This window comes from Kribbella antiqua, assembly GCF_004345665.1.
Lineage (GTDB): Bacteria > Actinomycetota > Actinomycetes > Propionibacteriales > Kribbellaceae > Kribbella > Kribbella antiqua.
Window position 1 is genome coordinate 13,971 of record NZ_SLWR01000010.1, and the last position, 15,908, is coordinate 29,878.

Consider the following 15,908-nt stretch of genomic DNA (forward strand, 5'->3'; position numbering starts at 1 on the left):
CGACTCTAGAGTTTCTTCAGTAACCGGGAGTGAACAGAGGGTGGCACGAACCCGGCCACGTCACCACCCAGCTTGGCGATCTCCTTGACCCAGCTGGAGGAGATGAAAGCGTTCTCCGAGGCGGTGGGCAGGAACATCGTGTCCACCCCGGTCATGGCGTGGTTCAGCTGGGCCATCTGCAGTTCGTAGTCGTAGTCTGCCGCCGAGCGCAGCCCCTTGACGATCACCCCGGCGCCCTCGCGCCGGCAGTACTCGACCAGCAGCCCCTCGAAGGTCGCGATCCGGACGTTGCCGTACGGCGCCGCGATCTCGGTCAGCATCGCGATCCGCTCCTCCACGTCGAACAGCCGCTGCTTGGACTGGTTCACCCCGGCCGCGACGATCACCTCGGCGAAGGCCGCGGACGCCCGGGCGATGATGTCCAGATGCCCGTTCGTCGGCGGGTCGAAGGTCCCCGGGAAGACAGCCTTACTCATTGGCCAGCCTTACTCATGCCGGTGACCGTACCAAAGCCGGGCCTCACCGTACTTGCGGTCGCGCAGCGCGGCGAACCCCTCCGGCCACTCCCACGGCTCCCGCTTCCCCCGCTCGACCACCACGACGGCGTCCTCGGCCAGCCAGCCCTTCTCCAGCAGCTCCACCAGCACGTCCTGCAGCTCGCCCGTCTCCAGCTTGTACGGCGGATCGGCGTACACCAGATCAAACGGCCCGAGCCCCTCGCCCGCCGCCACTTTCTCCACCGGCCGCGTCAGCACTGTCGCCCCCGGCAGCCCGACCACCCGCACGTTGGCCGAGATCACGTCAGCTGCCCGACGATCCGACTCCACCAGGACGACCCGGGCCGCCCCACGGGACAGCGCCTCCAGCCCAATCGCCCCGGATCCGGCGTACAGGTCCAGCACCGCGAGCCCGTGGAAGCTGCCGAACTCCGACTCCAGCGACGAGAACAACGCCTCCCGCACCCGGTCCGCGGTCGGCCGCGTCCCACTCCCCGGCGGTACGGCGATCCGCCGCCCACCCGCAGCTCCCCCGATAATGCGCGTCACGTCTTCTCCAGGTATTCGGTGCTTTCGGACTCCAGGGCGCTCCGCACGAACGACCGGAGCGTCGGGTAGCCGGCCAGCTCGGCGTCGACCGAGACGATCGAGTTGGCCACGTGCCGCGCGGTGAAGATGATCTCCTCGTCCCGCAACACGCTCAGCAGCTTCAGGCTGCTCCGCTTGCCGGACTGCGCGACGCCGAGGACGTCGCCCTCGCGCCGGGTCTCGAGGTCGATCCGGGACAGCTCGAACCCGTCCGTGGTCGAGGCCACAGCGTCCAGCCGGCCATAGGACTTCGATCCCGGCCACAGATCCGTGACCAGCAGACACAACCCCGGCACCCGGCCTCGCCCGACCCGGCCGCGCAGCTGGTGCAGCTGGGAGATGCCGAAGCGGTCGGCGTCCATGATCACCATCGTGGAGGCGTTCGGTACGTCGACGCCGACCTCGATCACCGTGGTCGCGATCAGTACGTCGACCTCGCCGGCCGCGAACCGCGACATCACCGCGTCCTTCTCCTCGGCCGGCAGCCGACCGTGCAGGATCTCCACCCGCAGGTCATGCAGGATCTCGGCCAGCGCCTCGGCGACCTGCACCACGGAGATGGGCGGCCGAGCCTGTTTCTTCGGCTGGTCCTCTTCGCCGAGGACGAACTCGCCCTCCTCGTCCCCCGCGTTCTTCACGTCGTCACCGATCCGCGGACAGACGACGTACGCCTGATGTCCCTTGCGGACCTCCTCGCGGACCCGTTCCCACGCGCGTTTCAGCCAGTCCGGCCTCTCCTGCGCGGGCACCACCGACGACTGGATCGGCGATCGCCCAGCTGGCAGCTCGGTCAGCGTCGACACGGACAGGTCGCCGAAGACCGTCATGGCGACGGTCCGCGGGATCGGGGTCGCGGTCATCACCAGCACGTGCGGGGTGTTGTCGCCGGACTTCTGACTCAGCGCCGCCCGCTGCTCGACGCCGAACCGGTGCTGCTCGTCCACGACGACGAGCCCGAGGTCGGCGAACTGCACCTTGTCCTCGAGCAGGGCGTGCGTACCAACGACGATCCCCGCGGCTCCGCTGGCCGCGTCCAACATCGCCGTACGGCGTGCTGCCGCGCCGAGCGAGCCGGTCAGCAGACCGACGCGGGTCGCCCGGTCGGCACCGCCCAGCATTCCCTGCTCGGCAAGGTCGCCGAGCATCTTCGTCAGCGTCTTGTGGTGCTGCGTCGCGAGCACTTCGGTCGGCGCCAGCAGGACGGCCTGACCGCCTGCGTCGACGACGGACAGCATCGCCCTGAGCGCGACCACGGTCTTGCCAGAGCCGACTTCGCCCTGAAGCAGCCGGTGCATAGGGTGCGGGCGAGCCAGGTCGGCGAAGATCTCCTCACACACCTCCGCCTGCCCCTCGGTGAGCTTGAACGGCAGCCGTTCGTCGAACTCGGACAGCAGACCGTCCTCGATCCGCGGCCGCGGCACCGCCTTCAGTGCATCGGTGACGGCACGCCGCTGGGCCAGGATCGTCTGCATCACCAGGGCTTCCTCGAACCGGAACCGCTGCTGCGCGTCGCGATAGTCCTTCTCGCTGTCCGGCAGATGGATCTGCCACAGCGCGCGATGCAGCCCGAGCAGCCGCTCCTTGCGCAGGATCAGCTCCGGGATCGGGTCGTCGAGGTTCTCGTCCAGCTGCTCCAGGACGAGTTTCACGCTCCGCTCGATCGTTGCCGTCGACAACTTCGAGGTGGCGGGGTAGAGCGGCCGGAAGGGCCGGGCCCGGCGCTCGATCTCGGCCTCGGACAGGTCTTCGTCGTCGAGGATCTCGGTGCCCGGGCTCTTCAGTTGCATGATGTCGCGGAACCTGGTCACCTCGCCCCAGAACAGCGCCGACGTACCGGGCCGCAGTTTGGGCGCCAGCCACGGCTGATTGAAGAAGGCCAGCTCGAGGTCGCGCCGCCCGTCGGTCACGACCACCTTGGTCAGCGTCTTGCGTCGGGCCCATTTCTGGACGTCGGTGAGCGGGATCTCGGCCTTGGTGTCGAGGGACCGGACGGTGACCTTCTTGACCTGGCCCATCACGGTCGCCTGATCGCCGACCTCGAGCTCGTCGAACGGGGTCAGCTCGCCCTTCTTCAGGTACCGGCGCGGGTAGTGCCGCAGCAACTCGCCGACGGTCTCGATCCCGAGCACCTCGGCGAAGGTCTTGGCCGTCTTGGCGCCGAGGAAGTCGCGGAGCTTCCGGTCCATGTCGCTCTTCATTCCACCCCGATCAGCAGCGGGTACCTTTCCTGTCCTCCGTCGTACACCACGACATCGACATCTTTGCGGTTCCGGCGCACGTGCCGCTCAAGCGCGTCCACAAGCGCGGGCTCGGCGTCCCGTCCGGTGACGATCGTGAGCAGTTCGCCGCCACCGCCGAGCAGCCGGTCGACGACCCCGATCGCCGCGGCCTCGAGGTCCTCGGTGATCAACGCGAAGTCGCCGTCCACGACCCCCAGCGCATCGCCCACCCGGCACATCCCGGCCATCGTCCACGCGTCCTTCACCGCTATCGTCACCGCGCCGTGCCGCGTCTGCCCAGCGGCAGCCGACTGATGTACGACGTCGTCGTCGAAACTGCGCTCAGGGTCGTGTACGGCGATCGCCGCCAGGCCCTGGACCTGGGCCCGGGTCGGGATCACGGCCACCCGGATGCCGTCCTGGCGAGCCGCGGTCGCGGCGGCCTCGGCGACCGCGATGGAGTCCTTGTCGTTGGGCAGCAGCACGATCTCCGGCGCTTGCGACTTCTCGATCGCCCTCAGCAGCTCACCGGTCGAGCACCGCCTGCCAGGCCCGCCCATGACGACCTGGGCACCGGCCTCAGAGAACAGACTGGCGAGCCCGTCACCGGCCACGACGGCGATCACGGCGCGGCCCGGGACCGGCTCGTGTGGCGCCAGATCGTCGAAGTGGGTGACCCGGATCCGGTGCGGCCGGCCGATGTCGATGCCCTGCTCGATCGCCGCGCCGACGTCGTCGGTATGCACGTGGATGTTCCACAGCCCGTCGCCGCCGACCACGACGACGGAGTCGCCGAGGCCGGCCAGGTTCTGCCGGAAGTCACCGATCTTGTCGTCCGGCGCGTCCAGCAGATACATCACCTCGTACGCCGGTCCATCCAGGCCTTCAGCGCCCTCGTCCTCGACCTGCAGACGTGCGGGAACGTCGACCCGCACGGTGTGCCCGGTGAGCACCGACTCCATCGCCCCGAGGATCACGACCAGGCCCGCTCCCCCGGCGTCCACCACGCCCGCACGCCGCAGTACGTCCAGCTGCTCGGTCGTCTTCGTGAGCGCCTGCCGAGCTGACGCGACCGCTGCCAGGCAGACGTCGGCCAGGCTCTTCCCCTCGTTGGCGGCGGTCATCGCGCCGTCCGCGGCGGCCCGGGCGACCGTCAGCATGGTGCCCTCGACGGGCTGCGCCACTGCCCCGTACGCGGCGTCCGCGGCGAACCGCAGGGCGTCTGCGAACGCGGACGCCTCGCTCATCCGGGTGTCCGCGAGTACGGCGTGCTCGTCGGCGTGCTGGTCGCGCGGGAGGTTCTCGGCGAGCCGGAGACCGCAGGCGCGGACGATCTGGGAGGCGATGACGCCGGAGTTCCCGCGAGCACCCAGCAGAGCGCCGCGGCCGAACGCCTGGACGGCCTCGGCGAACGTCAGCTCTCCCTGGGGCAGCGCGTCGCAGGCGGCCTCCCAGGTCAGGTAGAGGTTGGTCCCGGTGTCGCCGTCCGGGACCGGGTACACATTCAGCTCGTCGATCTCGATCCGCGCGCGGCCGAGCTCGGCCAGCGCGGTCCGAGCCCAGGCCCGCAACACCTCGACCGTCAGTTCCTCCACGCCCGGAAGGCTAACTGTTCGCCCGCCTCTCCACCCCCACACACCCCCAGACCCCGCCGGAGAGCGGTTGCCGACGACACACTGCCGCCACTCGGCGAGCTGACCCGGCGGCGGCCCGAGGCGAGGAAGGGGTCGGTGGGTAGGGTCGGGGCTGCGGCGAGAGGTGGGAGAAGTGTGAGCGTGTTGTTCTCGGTCGCGGCCGACAGTTACGAGTGGGCCGTGCGTGAGATCCGGGCTGAGTTCGGCAGGGACGTCCGGATCGAGCGGGTCAGCGGGGACCTCGGGCGTGTCGCCGGCATCGCTGTCGAGCAGCTCGCCGGGGCGTGCGATGCGGGGCGGATCATCTTCGTCCGGCACCTGACGGTCGAGATCGCGAGCTTCGGGCTGGACGACCTGCCGGCTGGGTACGAGCTGGCGGAGCTCATCCTCGAGGAGCTGCCCGACTACCCCAAGGCCCTGGCCGTGCAGGCGTGGACCGACAGCGCCGGCACCGGCGGCTCCTACTACCACCTGCTGGAGGAAGCACTAGCCGACCGCGGCGTCTCCGTGACCCGCTCCGGTCAGGACGTTGTCGTGTCCTGCTTCGCCGGGCGGCGGGCCGTCGTACTGGGTATCAACCGGCTTGAGTACAGCCTGTCGGATTGGCCGGGTGGGCGGATGCGGCTGGCTCGATCGGAGGAGCGGGTGTCGCGGTCGGAGTTCAAGCTCGAGGAGGCGATCGCGACCTTCGGGCTGGAGTTGCCGGCGGGCGGGAAGGCGCTGGACCTGGGTGCTTCGCCAGGCGGCTGGACGCGGATCCTGCGGCTGCATGGGCAGGAGGTGTGGTCGGTCGACCCCGGCAGTCTCGATCCCCGGCTGCGGGGCGATCGGCGGATCCACCACGCCGCGACCACTGCCGGCCGGTTCTTCGCCGAGAACCGGGTGCGGTTCGACGTGGTGGTGAACGACATGCGGATGGATCAGGTGATGAGCGCCCGGATGATGCTCGACGCGGCTCCCCACGTGCGCCGAGGCGGTCTGGCGATCGTCACGCTGAAGGGCGGCGGGAGAAACCCGCTCGACGGTGCCCGTCGCGGGATGGACGTGCTGCGGCAGAAGTACGACGTACTCCACGCACGGCAACTGCATCACAACCGGAACGAGATCACCGTGGTCGCCCGGACAACATGAACAGGCGCCCGGCGTGGACCCGGGCGCCTGTGTCAGGCCCTACACGGAAACTTGCTGAGGTCAGCCGACGACGCGCTGGACCTTGCCGGCCTTGATGCAGGACGTGCAGACCTTCATGCGGGTCGGGGTGCCCTTGATGAGCGCCCGGACCGGCTGGATGTTGGGGTTGAACCGCCGGGGCGTGCGAGCCTTGACCCGGCGGATCATCGCGCCCTTACCCAAGCGGGCAACGCTGTTGCCGAACGTCGGCTGCTTGCCGCAGACATCGCACTTCTTAGACATGATTCTCCGTGTTCAGGGTCGTGACACCGACAGACCATGTTACATGGGCTCCGACGCCCGACCAATTCGGCCCATAGTGGGGTTCAGGCTGTGAGCCAGGCCACTTCTTCGGGGGTGAGTTCGACCGACAGACCGGGCAGTGAGGTCCGGGTCTCGCTGATGTGCCGGGGCCCGATCAGCGGGAACACCGGGTACGGCTGGTGCAGCAGCCAGGCCAGTGCGATCGCGGTCGGCTCGACGCCCTTGGCGGCGGCGAGTTCGCGGGCGCGGTCCAGCCGGCGGAAGTTCTCGTCGGAGTAGAAGCAGCGGACCATCTCCTCGTCCGACCGGTCCTCCGGCTTGGCCCGTCCGGTGAAGAACCCGCGCGCCTGGCTCGACCACGGGAACAGCGCGACCTGCCGGTCCCGCAACCACTTCTGCGACTCGTCGTCGGCGACGTGCCGGCAGCCTGCCCACGGTACGTCGTACGCCCGGGCCAGGCTGAGGTGGTTGCTGAGCAGGGTGAACGGCTGCTTCCCGTTCGCCTCGGCGTACGCGTTGGCTTCGTCGAACCGGGCCGTGCTCCAGTTGGAGCCGCCGTACGCCTTGATCCGGCCGGCTTTGAAGTGCTCGTCGAGGACGTCGACGAACTCGCCGACCGGGATTTCCTCGTTGTCCCGATGCATCAGGTAGAGGTCGACGTGGTCGGTCTGCAGCCGCTCGAGGCTCTCGGTGAGCTGCCGGGTGATCGACTCGGGGTCGCAGTGTGGGGTGTGCGCACCCTTGCCGATGACAACGATCTCGTCGCGGTTGCCGCGCGACGTGATCCACTGGCCGAGCAGTTTCTCGCCGCGTCCGCCGCCGTAGATGTAGGCGGTGTCGAACGTCGTACCGCCGCGCTCGACGAAGTCGTCGAAGACCGTCGCCGCGTGGGTGAGGGTCTGCTGGTTGTCGACGCCCATGACGAGCCTGGACACGTCCTTGTCCAGCCCGGGCACCCGGCCGTACTTCATCGGCGCATCCGAGCGCTTGGCGAGCGGCCGGCCGGTCGCGGTCGGGATGATGGCGTCGTCCCGCTCGCTCGCGTACTGCTGCCCGATCGCTTTCCGCCAGGCGTCCTGGACCGTGAGGTTCCCAAGGGTGTCGGCCCAGCTCATCTCCGGCGCCTGCCGCTGCTCGATCGCGGCGGCGACTGCCTCCGCCTCGGCGGCATAGATGAGGGCAGGCTCCGCGGAGATGTCCCGCGGCTCCTCCCCCACCTTGTAGAGGGTGACGTGGGTCGGCTTGCCGTCGCCGCCGAACCACGGGTCCTCGACGACGAGGTAGCCCTCGCTGCCGTAGATACGGACCTGGTTCTGATCGGCCAGCCGTACGCCGGTGCTCACCTGAGCGGTCACGCCACCGTCGAAGAACAGCGTCGCCACCGACCATTCGTCGGCACCGGTCTCGCCGACGTGCCCGACCGCGGTGACCGCCGCCGGGTCCAGGAACGGCTGCCCGGTCGCGGCACCGGCGATCAACCGCGCGTACGAGACGGGGTAACCGCCGACGTCGAGGATGCCGCCGCCAGCCAGGTCGTCGGCGAAGATCCGGCTCTCCGGCCGGAAGCCCGCGGCGAACGCGAACGTGGCCTGGATCTGGTGAACCGTGCCGAGCTCGCCGTCGCGGACCAGCTGGGCGACCAGCTTGGTCTGCGGCAGGCAGCGGTACATGTACGCCTCCATCAGGAAGACGTCGTTGCGTACGGCGGCCTCGATCATCGCCTCGGCCCAGGCCTTGTTGATCGCGAGCGGCTTCTCGCAGAGCACGTGTTTGCCGGCTTCGGCGGCCTTGATCGCCCATTCGACGTGCATCGGGTGCGGGGTCGCGATGTACACCGCGTCCACGCCCGGGTCGGCGAGCAGGTCGTCGTACGAGCCGTGCCGGTTCTGGATGTCGTATTTGTCGGCGAACTCGTTCGCGGAGGCGATCGACCGGCTGCCGACGGCGACGACCTCGTTGGCCGTCGACGTCGGCACCTGGCTGGCGAACCGGGACGCGATGTTCCCGGTCCCGATGATTCCCCAGCGAAGTTTGGTGTCAGTCAAGAGGTTGTCCCGTTCAGTTGTGGGGTCAGAACTTCATGGCGCCGGCGGCGATGTCGGCGATGAAGTGGCGTCCACCGATGATGAAGACGCCGATGAGTGGGATGACACTCATCAAAGCACCCGCCATCACCATCGAGTAGTCGGTTCCGTAGATCCCGTTCAGCTGCTGCAGGGCGACCTGGAGCGGCAGCTTGTTCGGGTCGGTCATCACGATCAGCGGCCAGAGATAGTCGTTCCAGACGTTGATGAAGGTGAAGATACCCAGGAAGGCCAGGCCTGGCCGCAGCACCGGGATGCCGACGGTCAGGTACTGGCGGAAGAAGCCGGCGCCGTCGACCTTGGCGGCCGAGATGAGCTCGTCGGGGATCGCGCCGCGGGCGTACTGGCGCATCCAGAAGATGCCGAACGCGTTCGCCGCGCCCGGGATGATCAGGGCCTTCAGGGACCCGATCCAGCCGAATTCGGCCAGCGTCACGAACTGCGGCACCAGGGACAGCTGGGCCGGGATCATGAAGGTCGCCAGCAGCAGTCCGAACAGCCAGTTGCGGCCGGGGAACTCGTACTTCGCGAAGGCGAAGGCGGCCAGCGAGTCGAAGAACAGCACCAGGACGGTGACCGCGAGCGAGACGATCAGGGTGATCAGCATCGAGCCGAAGAAGTCGATGTTGTCGAGCACCTTGCCCATGTTCTCGAACAGGTGCGAGCCGATGACCAGTTTCGGCGGGTAGCTGAAGATGTCCGGGGTGGTGTTGGAGGCCATCACCACCATCCAGTAGAAGGGGAAGATCGACAGCAGCACGCCGAGCATCAGCACCACGTGGCTGGTGACGTTACGGATCCGGTCAGCGCGCATCGGTCGTCTCCTTTGCAGTCCTGCGGGCGGCTCGCCGGGTGATGCGTTCGTCGCCGCCGCCGATCAGCCGCCAGTTGATGATGCTGAACAGCACGATCAGGATGAACAGCGCCCAGCCGATCGCGGCGCCGTACCCGAACTGGTTGTCCAGGAACGCGCTCTGGTACAGGTACGACACGATCGTCATCCCCGATCCGCCCGGGCCGCCGGTGTCGCCGACCAGGACCTGGGACTCGGTGAAGATCTGCAGGCCGCCGATGGTCGAGGTCACCGCGGTGAACAGGATCACCGGGCGCAGCAGTGGCACCGTGATCCGCCAGAACGTCTGCCGTGGCGAGGCGCCGTCGACCTTGGCCGCCTCGTAGACGTCGTTCGAGATCGCCTGCAGGCCGGCCAGGAAGATGATCGCGTTGTAGCCGACCCAGCGCCAGGTGACGATGGTGGCGATCGCGACCTTGATCCCCCACGGCTGCGTGAGCCATTCGATCTTGGTCAGTCCGATGGACTGCAGGAAGGCGTTCAGCAGGCCGAAGTTGTTGCTGAAGATCGAGCCGAACACCATGGTGACGGCGACGACCGAGGTGACGTTGGGGATGAAGTACGCGATCCGGTAGAAGCTGCGGAACCGGGTGGCGTTGTGCAGGGCGTTCGCGATCACCAACGCCAGCAGGAGCATCGGTACGGTCGACAGCACCCAGATGATCAGCGTGTTGCCGATCGACTGCCAGAACTGCGGGTCGCTGAGCAGGTAGCTGTACTGCTGCAGCCCGACCCATTTCATCGCGCCGATGCCGTCCCAGGAGTGGAACGAGATCCAGATCGAGAACAGGATCGGGAAGGCGCCGAACACCGCGAACAGGATGAAGAACGGTGAGATCGCGGCGTACTGCGGCAGCGCGAGGCGGTACTTGCTCGGTGGCTTCTGCTGCTGACCTGGGTCCTTGGTGGTGCTGACCGCGGCCGGGAGTGTCTTGCTGGTGACAGCCATTTCAGATCGCCCCCGCTCGGGTGAGCTCGCGATGGACTTGCCGCTGGGCGTCGGCCCACGCCTGGTCGGGCGACTTGCCGGCGACCTCGACGTTGACCAGCTCGGCGGAGATCGGCGTACCGATGATCGAGTCGTATGGGCTGAAGTAGGCGCCCGGGTACTTCTTGGCCGATGCGGCGAAGACGTCGACGATCTTCTGCCCGCCGAAGAAGGGGTCCGGTTCGGTCATCTTCGCGTCGGTGTAGCTGGCCGGTGTGGACGGGAAGAGGACCGGGTCGAGGAACGCCTGGGCTTGGTTCTTCGCCGACTCCAGCCAGCTGATGAAGGCGAACGCGGCCTCAGGGTTCTTGCAGTACTTCGTGATGGCGAGGAACGACCCGCCTCGGTTGCCCGCGCCCCCGGGTGCAGCGGTGACTCGCCAGAGTCCCTTGGTCTTCGGGGCGGCGTTCTTCGGCCCGAGCTGCGCCCACCAGACCGCGGCGTTGTAGGCGACGAGTTTTCCGTTGGTCACCACGGCGTTGGCGTCCGTCGTACCGGACTGGGCGTTGGCCGACAGGCCTTCCTTGACCACGCGGATGGAGAGATCGAACGCGGCGCGGATGTGGTCCTGATCGCCGATGTACTGGCCGTCCGGCGTCATGTAGCGCTTCGACTGCTGGGCCAGTGCGTAGCTGTAGATCCCGGTGATGTTGTCGGTGATGGCCGAGCCGGGCACAGCCGCCTTGAGCTTCTTGCCGAGCTCGATGTAGGCGTCCCAAGTCGGCGCGAGCTCCGCGACCGCGGCGGGGTCGATGTCGATGCCGGCCTTCTGGAGGACGTCCGTGCGGTAGAACAGCGCGGTCGGCCCGGTGTCCATCGGGTACGCCATCATCTTGTTCTCCGGCGTGATGCCGAGCTTCCACTTCCAGGGCAGGAAGTCCTGCGCCAGCTTGTCCGCGCCGAGCGTCTTGAGGTCGATGAACTGGTCCTGGTTCGGGAAGTACGTCGCCACGTCGTCGTTGATGGCAACGATGTCGGGAACCAGCGATTTGCCGGCCAGCGCGGTCAGCACCTTGGTCTTGTAGTTGGTGCCGATCCGGGTCATCGCCAGCTTCATGCCGTCGTACCCCGGGATCGCCTTCTCCGCCTCGCCGATCAGGTCGTCGTTCACCGATCCGACCCAGGTCCACATGCTCAGCTCATCGGAAGCACCGAGCGAACTGCGCGAGCCGCTGCATCCGGTGAGGCCGGTGGTGGCCGCGGCGGCACCCGCGCCGAGCGCGAGAAACTTCCTTCTGCTCACTGTCATACGCCTCACCTGGCGCTTTCTGTGTTCATTTCCGCCGGAAGTTGTCCAGAATTGTTCAGGCACCGACAAGGTAAGCGCATACCGACTGAACCGGTCAAGGGTCAGTCCCGGGTGTCACGGAGTTCCCAGGATCGGCCGGCTGACAGGATGGCGGCATGATCTCCGCCGTTCTCTTCGACGCCGACGGCGTCATCCAGCGCCCGACCCTCGACTGGTGGTCCCGGCTCACCTCGTTCGTACCGGCTGATGGCGACGCGTTCGTGGCCGAGCTGATGTCGGCCGAGAAGCCGGCCTTGGTGGGCAAGGGTGACTTCCGGGAGGCGGTGGCCGAGGTCCTGCGGCGGTGGGACTCCACGGTGTCGCTGGAAGATGCGCTTGAACCGTGGCACTGGTTCGCCGCCGAGCCGGCGGTGGTGGAGTTGATCGCGGGGTTGCGGGCTGCCGGGGTCGGGTGTCATCTCGCCACCAACCAGCATGCGTACCGGCGCGCGATCATGCAGGACGAGCGGGGGTACGGTGCCTGGTTCGACCAGACTTTCTACTCGTGCGATCTCGGGCTGGCCAAGCCGGATCCGGCGTACTTCCGGGCGATTCTGGGGGCCATCGACGTACCGGCTTCGTCGGTGCTGTTCATCGACGACAACGCTGCGAACGTGGACGGCGCTTTGAGCGTCGGGCTGCAGGCGGAGGTCTACGACCTGGAGTCCGGTGTTGACGAGCTGGTCGCGTTGTTGCGGCGGTATGGACTGCCGGCCTGAGCTCTTGTGGACTTCGGGGCGGCTGTGGCATCGTCGCTGGGCAGATGACAACGTAGGACAGTCACCAGCCGCTCCTGGAGGCACCGCATGTCCGATCGACGACGTCTCACCCGCCGCCGCGCCCTCGGCCTGACCGCCGGTCTTGCTCTCGCTCCATCCTTCGCCGCGCCTGCTCGCGCCTTCTCCGCTACGCCCGGCCCGACGGCAACGTTGTCGGCATACCCCAAGGGGCAGCGCCCGCTACTGCTGACCGTCCTGACCGAGGACTCGCTATCGCCCGCCGAGCGCACGCTCGCGACGACTTTGCAAGGCCTGCTGGCCCGTCGCGGCAGCGAGACGCTGTACCTGAACATCCCCTCGCTCGGCTACCAGATCTGGCTCGACGACCTGGTCTCCCGGTACGGCGTTCGCACCCGCCCCGGCGACCTGTGGAAAACCGTCAGCCGGTCCGGCGTCGGCGGATATGTTCTCTTTCGTACAGGCACTCCGTCGGTCAACGTGGCCACCACGCTCGCCGGCCTGACGGGTGCGGTCGCGATCGAGGAAAGCCTGGAGGCACTCGCGATCCGGAACGGATTGCGCAAGGTCCTGGACGTGCGGGACAAGGACGACCGCTGGGTCGTCGACAACTACTGGCCACGACTGCGGCACGACGTGGCGATCGAGCAGAGAGGAGACTGGCCGGAACGGCTGCGCGACTACGTGACGATGGCGGGGACGCTCGCCTTCTTCGACGGCAACTCGGCGTTCCGCGCCGAGGTGGTCGACGCGCTCGACGACGACGCGACAGTGATCGGCTGGGGCGACGCCTCCGACGGTGAGGACAAGTTCATCGGGCCGAACTCCGACGCCGGCGTCAAGGCGCTCCCGGCCGACCACGCGCGCAACCTGTCGGTGCTGTCCGGCATCCAGGAAAACCGGCTGAGCCAGAGCGGAGGGGGTGGGGGGAGGGCCCTCGAGCCGGAGCCGGACGTGCATTACGTCAGCTTCCTGATCACCGACGGGGACAACATCCAATGGATGCTGGGAGATTTCCCCACCGACAAGCGATGGTTCGGCAGTCCGCTCCGCGGACAGGTCGACCTGGGCTGGGGCATCTCCCCCTCGCTGATCGATCTGGCCCCTTCGGTCATGCGCTGGTACTACGACCAGTCGGTGAAGGATCGGTGGGTCGTCGGCCCATCCGGCGGCGGCTACATGTACCCAAGCCGCTACCCCGCCGGTGCCCTGGAGAAGCACACCGCCTCGCTGGCCACGTCGATGGAGCGCTCCGACCTCTCGGTCGTCCAGATCATCGACTTCGACTCCTTCCAGGACAAGCGCCTATGGTCGTCGTACTTGAAGCGCCCGCAGATCGACGGGCTAATCTATCTGGAGTACTCGCGGTACGACGCGCACAAAGGCAAGGTCGTCTGGTCCGAAGGCAAGCCAGTCATCTCCGCGCGGACGATGTTGTGGGACGGGCTGGACGGCGCCGACGAGGCATCGGTCATCGCGGAACTCAACAGCGCCACCCGCAACCCGAGCTCAACCGCCGGCTACTCGATCGTCCTCTGGCACGCCTGGAGCAAGTCCGTCGACAACGTGATGACTGTGGTCAACGGACTCGCCCCACACGTGAAGATCATCCCGCCCGACACTCTCGTGAAGATGGTCGGCCAGTACGCGCAGCACTAGCGATCCGGGCATCAGAGCTTCCGGTAGTAGACAGCGACCGGGAGCTGGATGCACCCGAGACTCTCGTACAGGGCGCGGGCTGGGGCGTGGAAGTCGTCTCCGCCGGTGCCGATCTCGACGACTTCCGCATTGTGTTGTCGCATCGCGGCGAATGCGTGTTCACAGAGTGCGGTACCGACCTTTCCTCGGCGGTGCTGCGTCGTGACGGCGAGGATGGTGATGGTCCCGTTCCGGGCGGCATGGTTGACGCTCCAGGCGACGTAGCCCGCGAGTACGCCACCGACCTCGGCGACTGCGACGTACTTGTGGTGGTTGGGGTCGTGGAGTTCGGCGACCTGTTTGCGGTAGTCGTCGCGCCAGTTGCCGTGCTGGTTGGCGAAGATGACGTCACCAACGAGTGGGCGGAACGAGTCTTCGTAGAACGGCCGGAAAGTCTCGATGGTCAGCTCGGTGAGCTGAGCCAGGTCAGCACGGACATACGAACGAATGAGCATGAAGTGTGCCTCTCGCACTGAAGGAAGTCAGACATCGTCTGACCCGCTCGCGGCTTGGGAAGCGGCAGCGGGCCAACCTTCAGCGGCGACTACGCCAGGCGGCGAAACACTCCATGGGCTTGATGGTACTTCGGTGGATGCCGGGCAGGCAGGTCGATGTCGCCCGATTCGCCGCAACCCGATGGCGGTCTGCGTTGCACGCTTAGAGGCGTCGGTTCGTGCAGGCGACGCGGACGCGCCCAAGCTGCGTGCTCGCTTGGAGGCCGCTGTTACATGCCATCCGTGCGCTGGAGCCGGAGACCTGGCGGCAGGCTGAGGACGAAATCCTCGAGATAGCTGCTCGGTTTGCCGCACACCCGAATACCCGGCGCTCGGGTTGGCCGCACAGCCGGAGGCGTAGGGATAAGGCCCGGTTCGTACTCGGGTCAGCTCGAGTCAGGCGCCCTCCGCGGTAGTCGTACTCGGTGGGTTCCGGTGGGGTCGACGTGGAAGGTGAAACCGTTGGGAGTGATCCACTCCAGCGTCTTGGCGTCGAGGCGGCGTACCTTCCAACGCCCATGCGTCTTCACCCTGTGGGAGAAACGCCGCAGAGGTGCGAGATTCGAGGTGCTGGTCTGTTTTGACGGACCGAGCGGGTCATAGGGCTCGATGTGGTCCAGATCCATCGCCGCGTGGGTTTCACGGACGCCGTACGGGAACACCTCGAACGGGTACATCAGTTTCACCCGCTCGCGGATCCGGTCGGGGATTTCGTAGGCGTCGACGGCGACGGCCTTGTTCAGGTCGATGACCGGCTTCACGGTGTACGGGCCGTGACCAACGAGTTCGGTGAGTTGAGCGGCAAGCAGCGGGCCGAGGCCTTCGACACGCAGGACGCCCGTGCCGGTGGCCAGGGTGTGGTCGGTGAGATGCACGTAGATCTCCGTCTGCCCGGGGCGTTGCCATGAACCCGACGGGTTGGTGTGAGCATCGTGCTTGATCTGCGCGAGGCGAGCGTCGAGTGCGCGCTGGGCAGCAGCATCGAGCGGCTCGCACTCCTCGGAGTCGAGCTGTAGACCGGGATCGAACGGCTCGAACAGCTCGGTGAACGGAGCGTCGAGCGGGTCAGGCAGATCGCTGACGCTGGGGTGAGGCGCGTCGCGGTCGGCCTCATCGTTCACGCCAGGCTCACCCCAGTCGCTCCCCCAGTCGTCCAGTAGACCCTGATCGACTGAATCGCCACCGCATCCCGCGGCCCTGCCCGCGCGCCCAACCTCATCGGCGCCGTACTCCAGGCCGGCAGCCAAGTCGGAGACCGGCGTACTCGCCTGGTCGGAGGTAGGACCTGCGGTCGGCCCGGCATCCTTCCTAGCGCCCCTCGCCGCGGTCAACGCACTCGCCTGGTCAGAGACCGACCCAGCATCCTCGCCAGCACCCCGCGCCTCGCTCGGCCT

At 67.4% G+C, this 15,908-nt stretch carries 13 protein-coding genes and 1 pseudogene; 3 read left to right on the top strand and 11 right to left on the bottom strand.

Annotated elements, in window-relative coordinates; all coding sequences use genetic code 11:
- Window positions 1-5: 5 nt before the first annotated feature.
- Genes coaD through EV646_RS26540 form a run of 4 tightly spaced genes read right to left on the bottom strand, consistent with a single transcriptional unit; the run spans window position 6 to window position 4,899 of the window.
- Window positions 6-476, bottom strand: coding sequence for a pantetheine-phosphate adenylyltransferase (gene coaD / locus EV646_RS26525; RefSeq protein ID WP_132153228.1), 471 nt, complete (start codon window positions 474-476; stop codon window positions 6-8).
- Window positions 477-485: 9 nt separating this feature from the next.
- On the bottom strand, window positions 486-1,046 hold the full coding sequence (gene rsmD, locus EV646_RS26530; protein ID WP_132153230.1) for a 16S rRNA (guanine(966)-N(2))-methyltransferase RsmD: 561 nt from the start codon (window positions 1,044-1,046) through the stop codon (window positions 486-488).
- Complete coding sequence (recG, locus tag EV646_RS26535; protein WP_132153232.1) at window positions 1,043-3,283, bottom strand: ATP-dependent DNA helicase RecG; 2,241 nt, start codon at window positions 3,281-3,283, stop codon at window positions 1,043-1,045. The genes rsmD and recG overlap by 4 nt, the downstream gene beginning before the upstream one ends.
- Window positions 3,280-4,899, bottom strand: coding sequence for a DAK2 domain-containing protein (locus EV646_RS26540; RefSeq protein ID WP_132153234.1), 1,620 nt, complete (start codon window positions 4,897-4,899; stop codon window positions 3,280-3,282). The genes recG and EV646_RS26540 overlap by 4 nt, the downstream gene beginning before the upstream one ends.
- 174 nt (window positions 4,900-5,073) lie before the next feature.
- Here EV646_RS26540 and EV646_RS26545 point away from each other — a divergent pair, with 174 nt between their 5' ends.
- The gene (locus EV646_RS26545) at window positions 5,074-6,069 is read left to right on the top strand and encodes an SAM-dependent methyltransferase (protein WP_241996341.1); all 996 of its coding nucleotides are present in this window, start codon (window positions 5,074-5,076) and stop codon (window positions 6,067-6,069) included.
- 60 nt (window positions 6,070-6,129) lie between these two features.
- Here the strand turns inward: EV646_RS26545 and rpmB are convergent, their stop codons facing one another.
- From rpmB to EV646_RS26570, 5 genes are all read right to left on the bottom strand, one after another.
- Entirely contained in the window at window positions 6,130-6,351 is a 222-nt protein-coding gene (gene rpmB, locus EV646_RS26550) for a 50S ribosomal protein L28 (protein WP_132153237.1), read from the bottom strand.
- Window positions 6,352-6,434: 83 nt separating this feature from the next.
- Window positions 6,435-8,417 carry an aldo/keto reductase gene (locus EV646_RS26555; RefSeq protein WP_132153239.1) on the bottom strand — a complete coding sequence of 661 codons (1,983 nt, stop codon included), beginning with the start codon at window positions 8,415-8,417 and terminating at the stop codon, window positions 6,435-6,437.
- Between the two features lie 25 nt (window positions 8,418-8,442).
- The gene (locus tag EV646_RS26560; RefSeq protein WP_132153241.1) at window positions 8,443-9,270 is read right to left on the bottom strand and encodes a carbohydrate ABC transporter permease; all 828 of its coding nucleotides are present in this window, start codon (window positions 9,268-9,270) and stop codon (window positions 8,443-8,445) included.
- Complete coding sequence (locus EV646_RS26565; protein WP_132153243.1) at window positions 9,260-10,258, bottom strand: carbohydrate ABC transporter permease; 999 nt, start codon at window positions 10,256-10,258, stop codon at window positions 9,260-9,262. The genes EV646_RS26560 and EV646_RS26565 overlap by 11 nt, the downstream gene beginning before the upstream one ends.
- Window position 10,259: 1 nt before the next feature.
- Window positions 10,260-11,546 (bottom strand): ABC transporter substrate-binding protein, encoded by a 1,287-nt coding sequence (locus tag EV646_RS26570; RefSeq protein ID WP_132153245.1) that lies wholly within the window; start codon window positions 11,544-11,546, stop codon window positions 10,260-10,262.
- A gap of 155 nt (window positions 11,547-11,701) precedes the next feature.
- Here EV646_RS26570 and EV646_RS26575 point away from each other — a divergent pair, with 155 nt between their 5' ends.
- Both EV646_RS26575 and EV646_RS26580 read left to right on the top strand, forming a co-directional pair.
- Window positions 11,702-12,304: an HAD family hydrolase gene (locus EV646_RS26575; RefSeq protein ID WP_132153247.1), complete on the top strand. Its 603-nt coding sequence runs from the start codon at window positions 11,702-11,704 to the stop codon at window positions 12,302-12,304.
- Window positions 12,305-12,391: 87 nt separating this feature from the next.
- On the top strand, window positions 12,392-13,981 hold the full coding sequence (locus EV646_RS26580; protein ID WP_132153249.1) for a GxGYxYP domain-containing protein: 1,590 nt from the start codon (window positions 12,392-12,394) through the stop codon (window positions 13,979-13,981).
- A gap of 11 nt (window positions 13,982-13,992) precedes the next feature.
- On the opposite strand, the gene EV646_RS26585 is transcribed toward EV646_RS26580, so the two are convergent.
- Both EV646_RS26585 and EV646_RS26590 read right to left on the bottom strand, forming a co-directional pair.
- Window positions 13,993-14,475: a GNAT family N-acetyltransferase gene (locus EV646_RS26585; protein WP_132153251.1), complete on the bottom strand. Its 483-nt coding sequence runs from the start codon at window positions 14,473-14,475 to the stop codon at window positions 13,993-13,995.
- 425 nt (window positions 14,476-14,900) lie between these two features.
- A pseudogene (locus tag EV646_RS26590) lies at window positions 14,901-15,908 on the bottom strand (hypothetical protein); the annotation flags it as partial.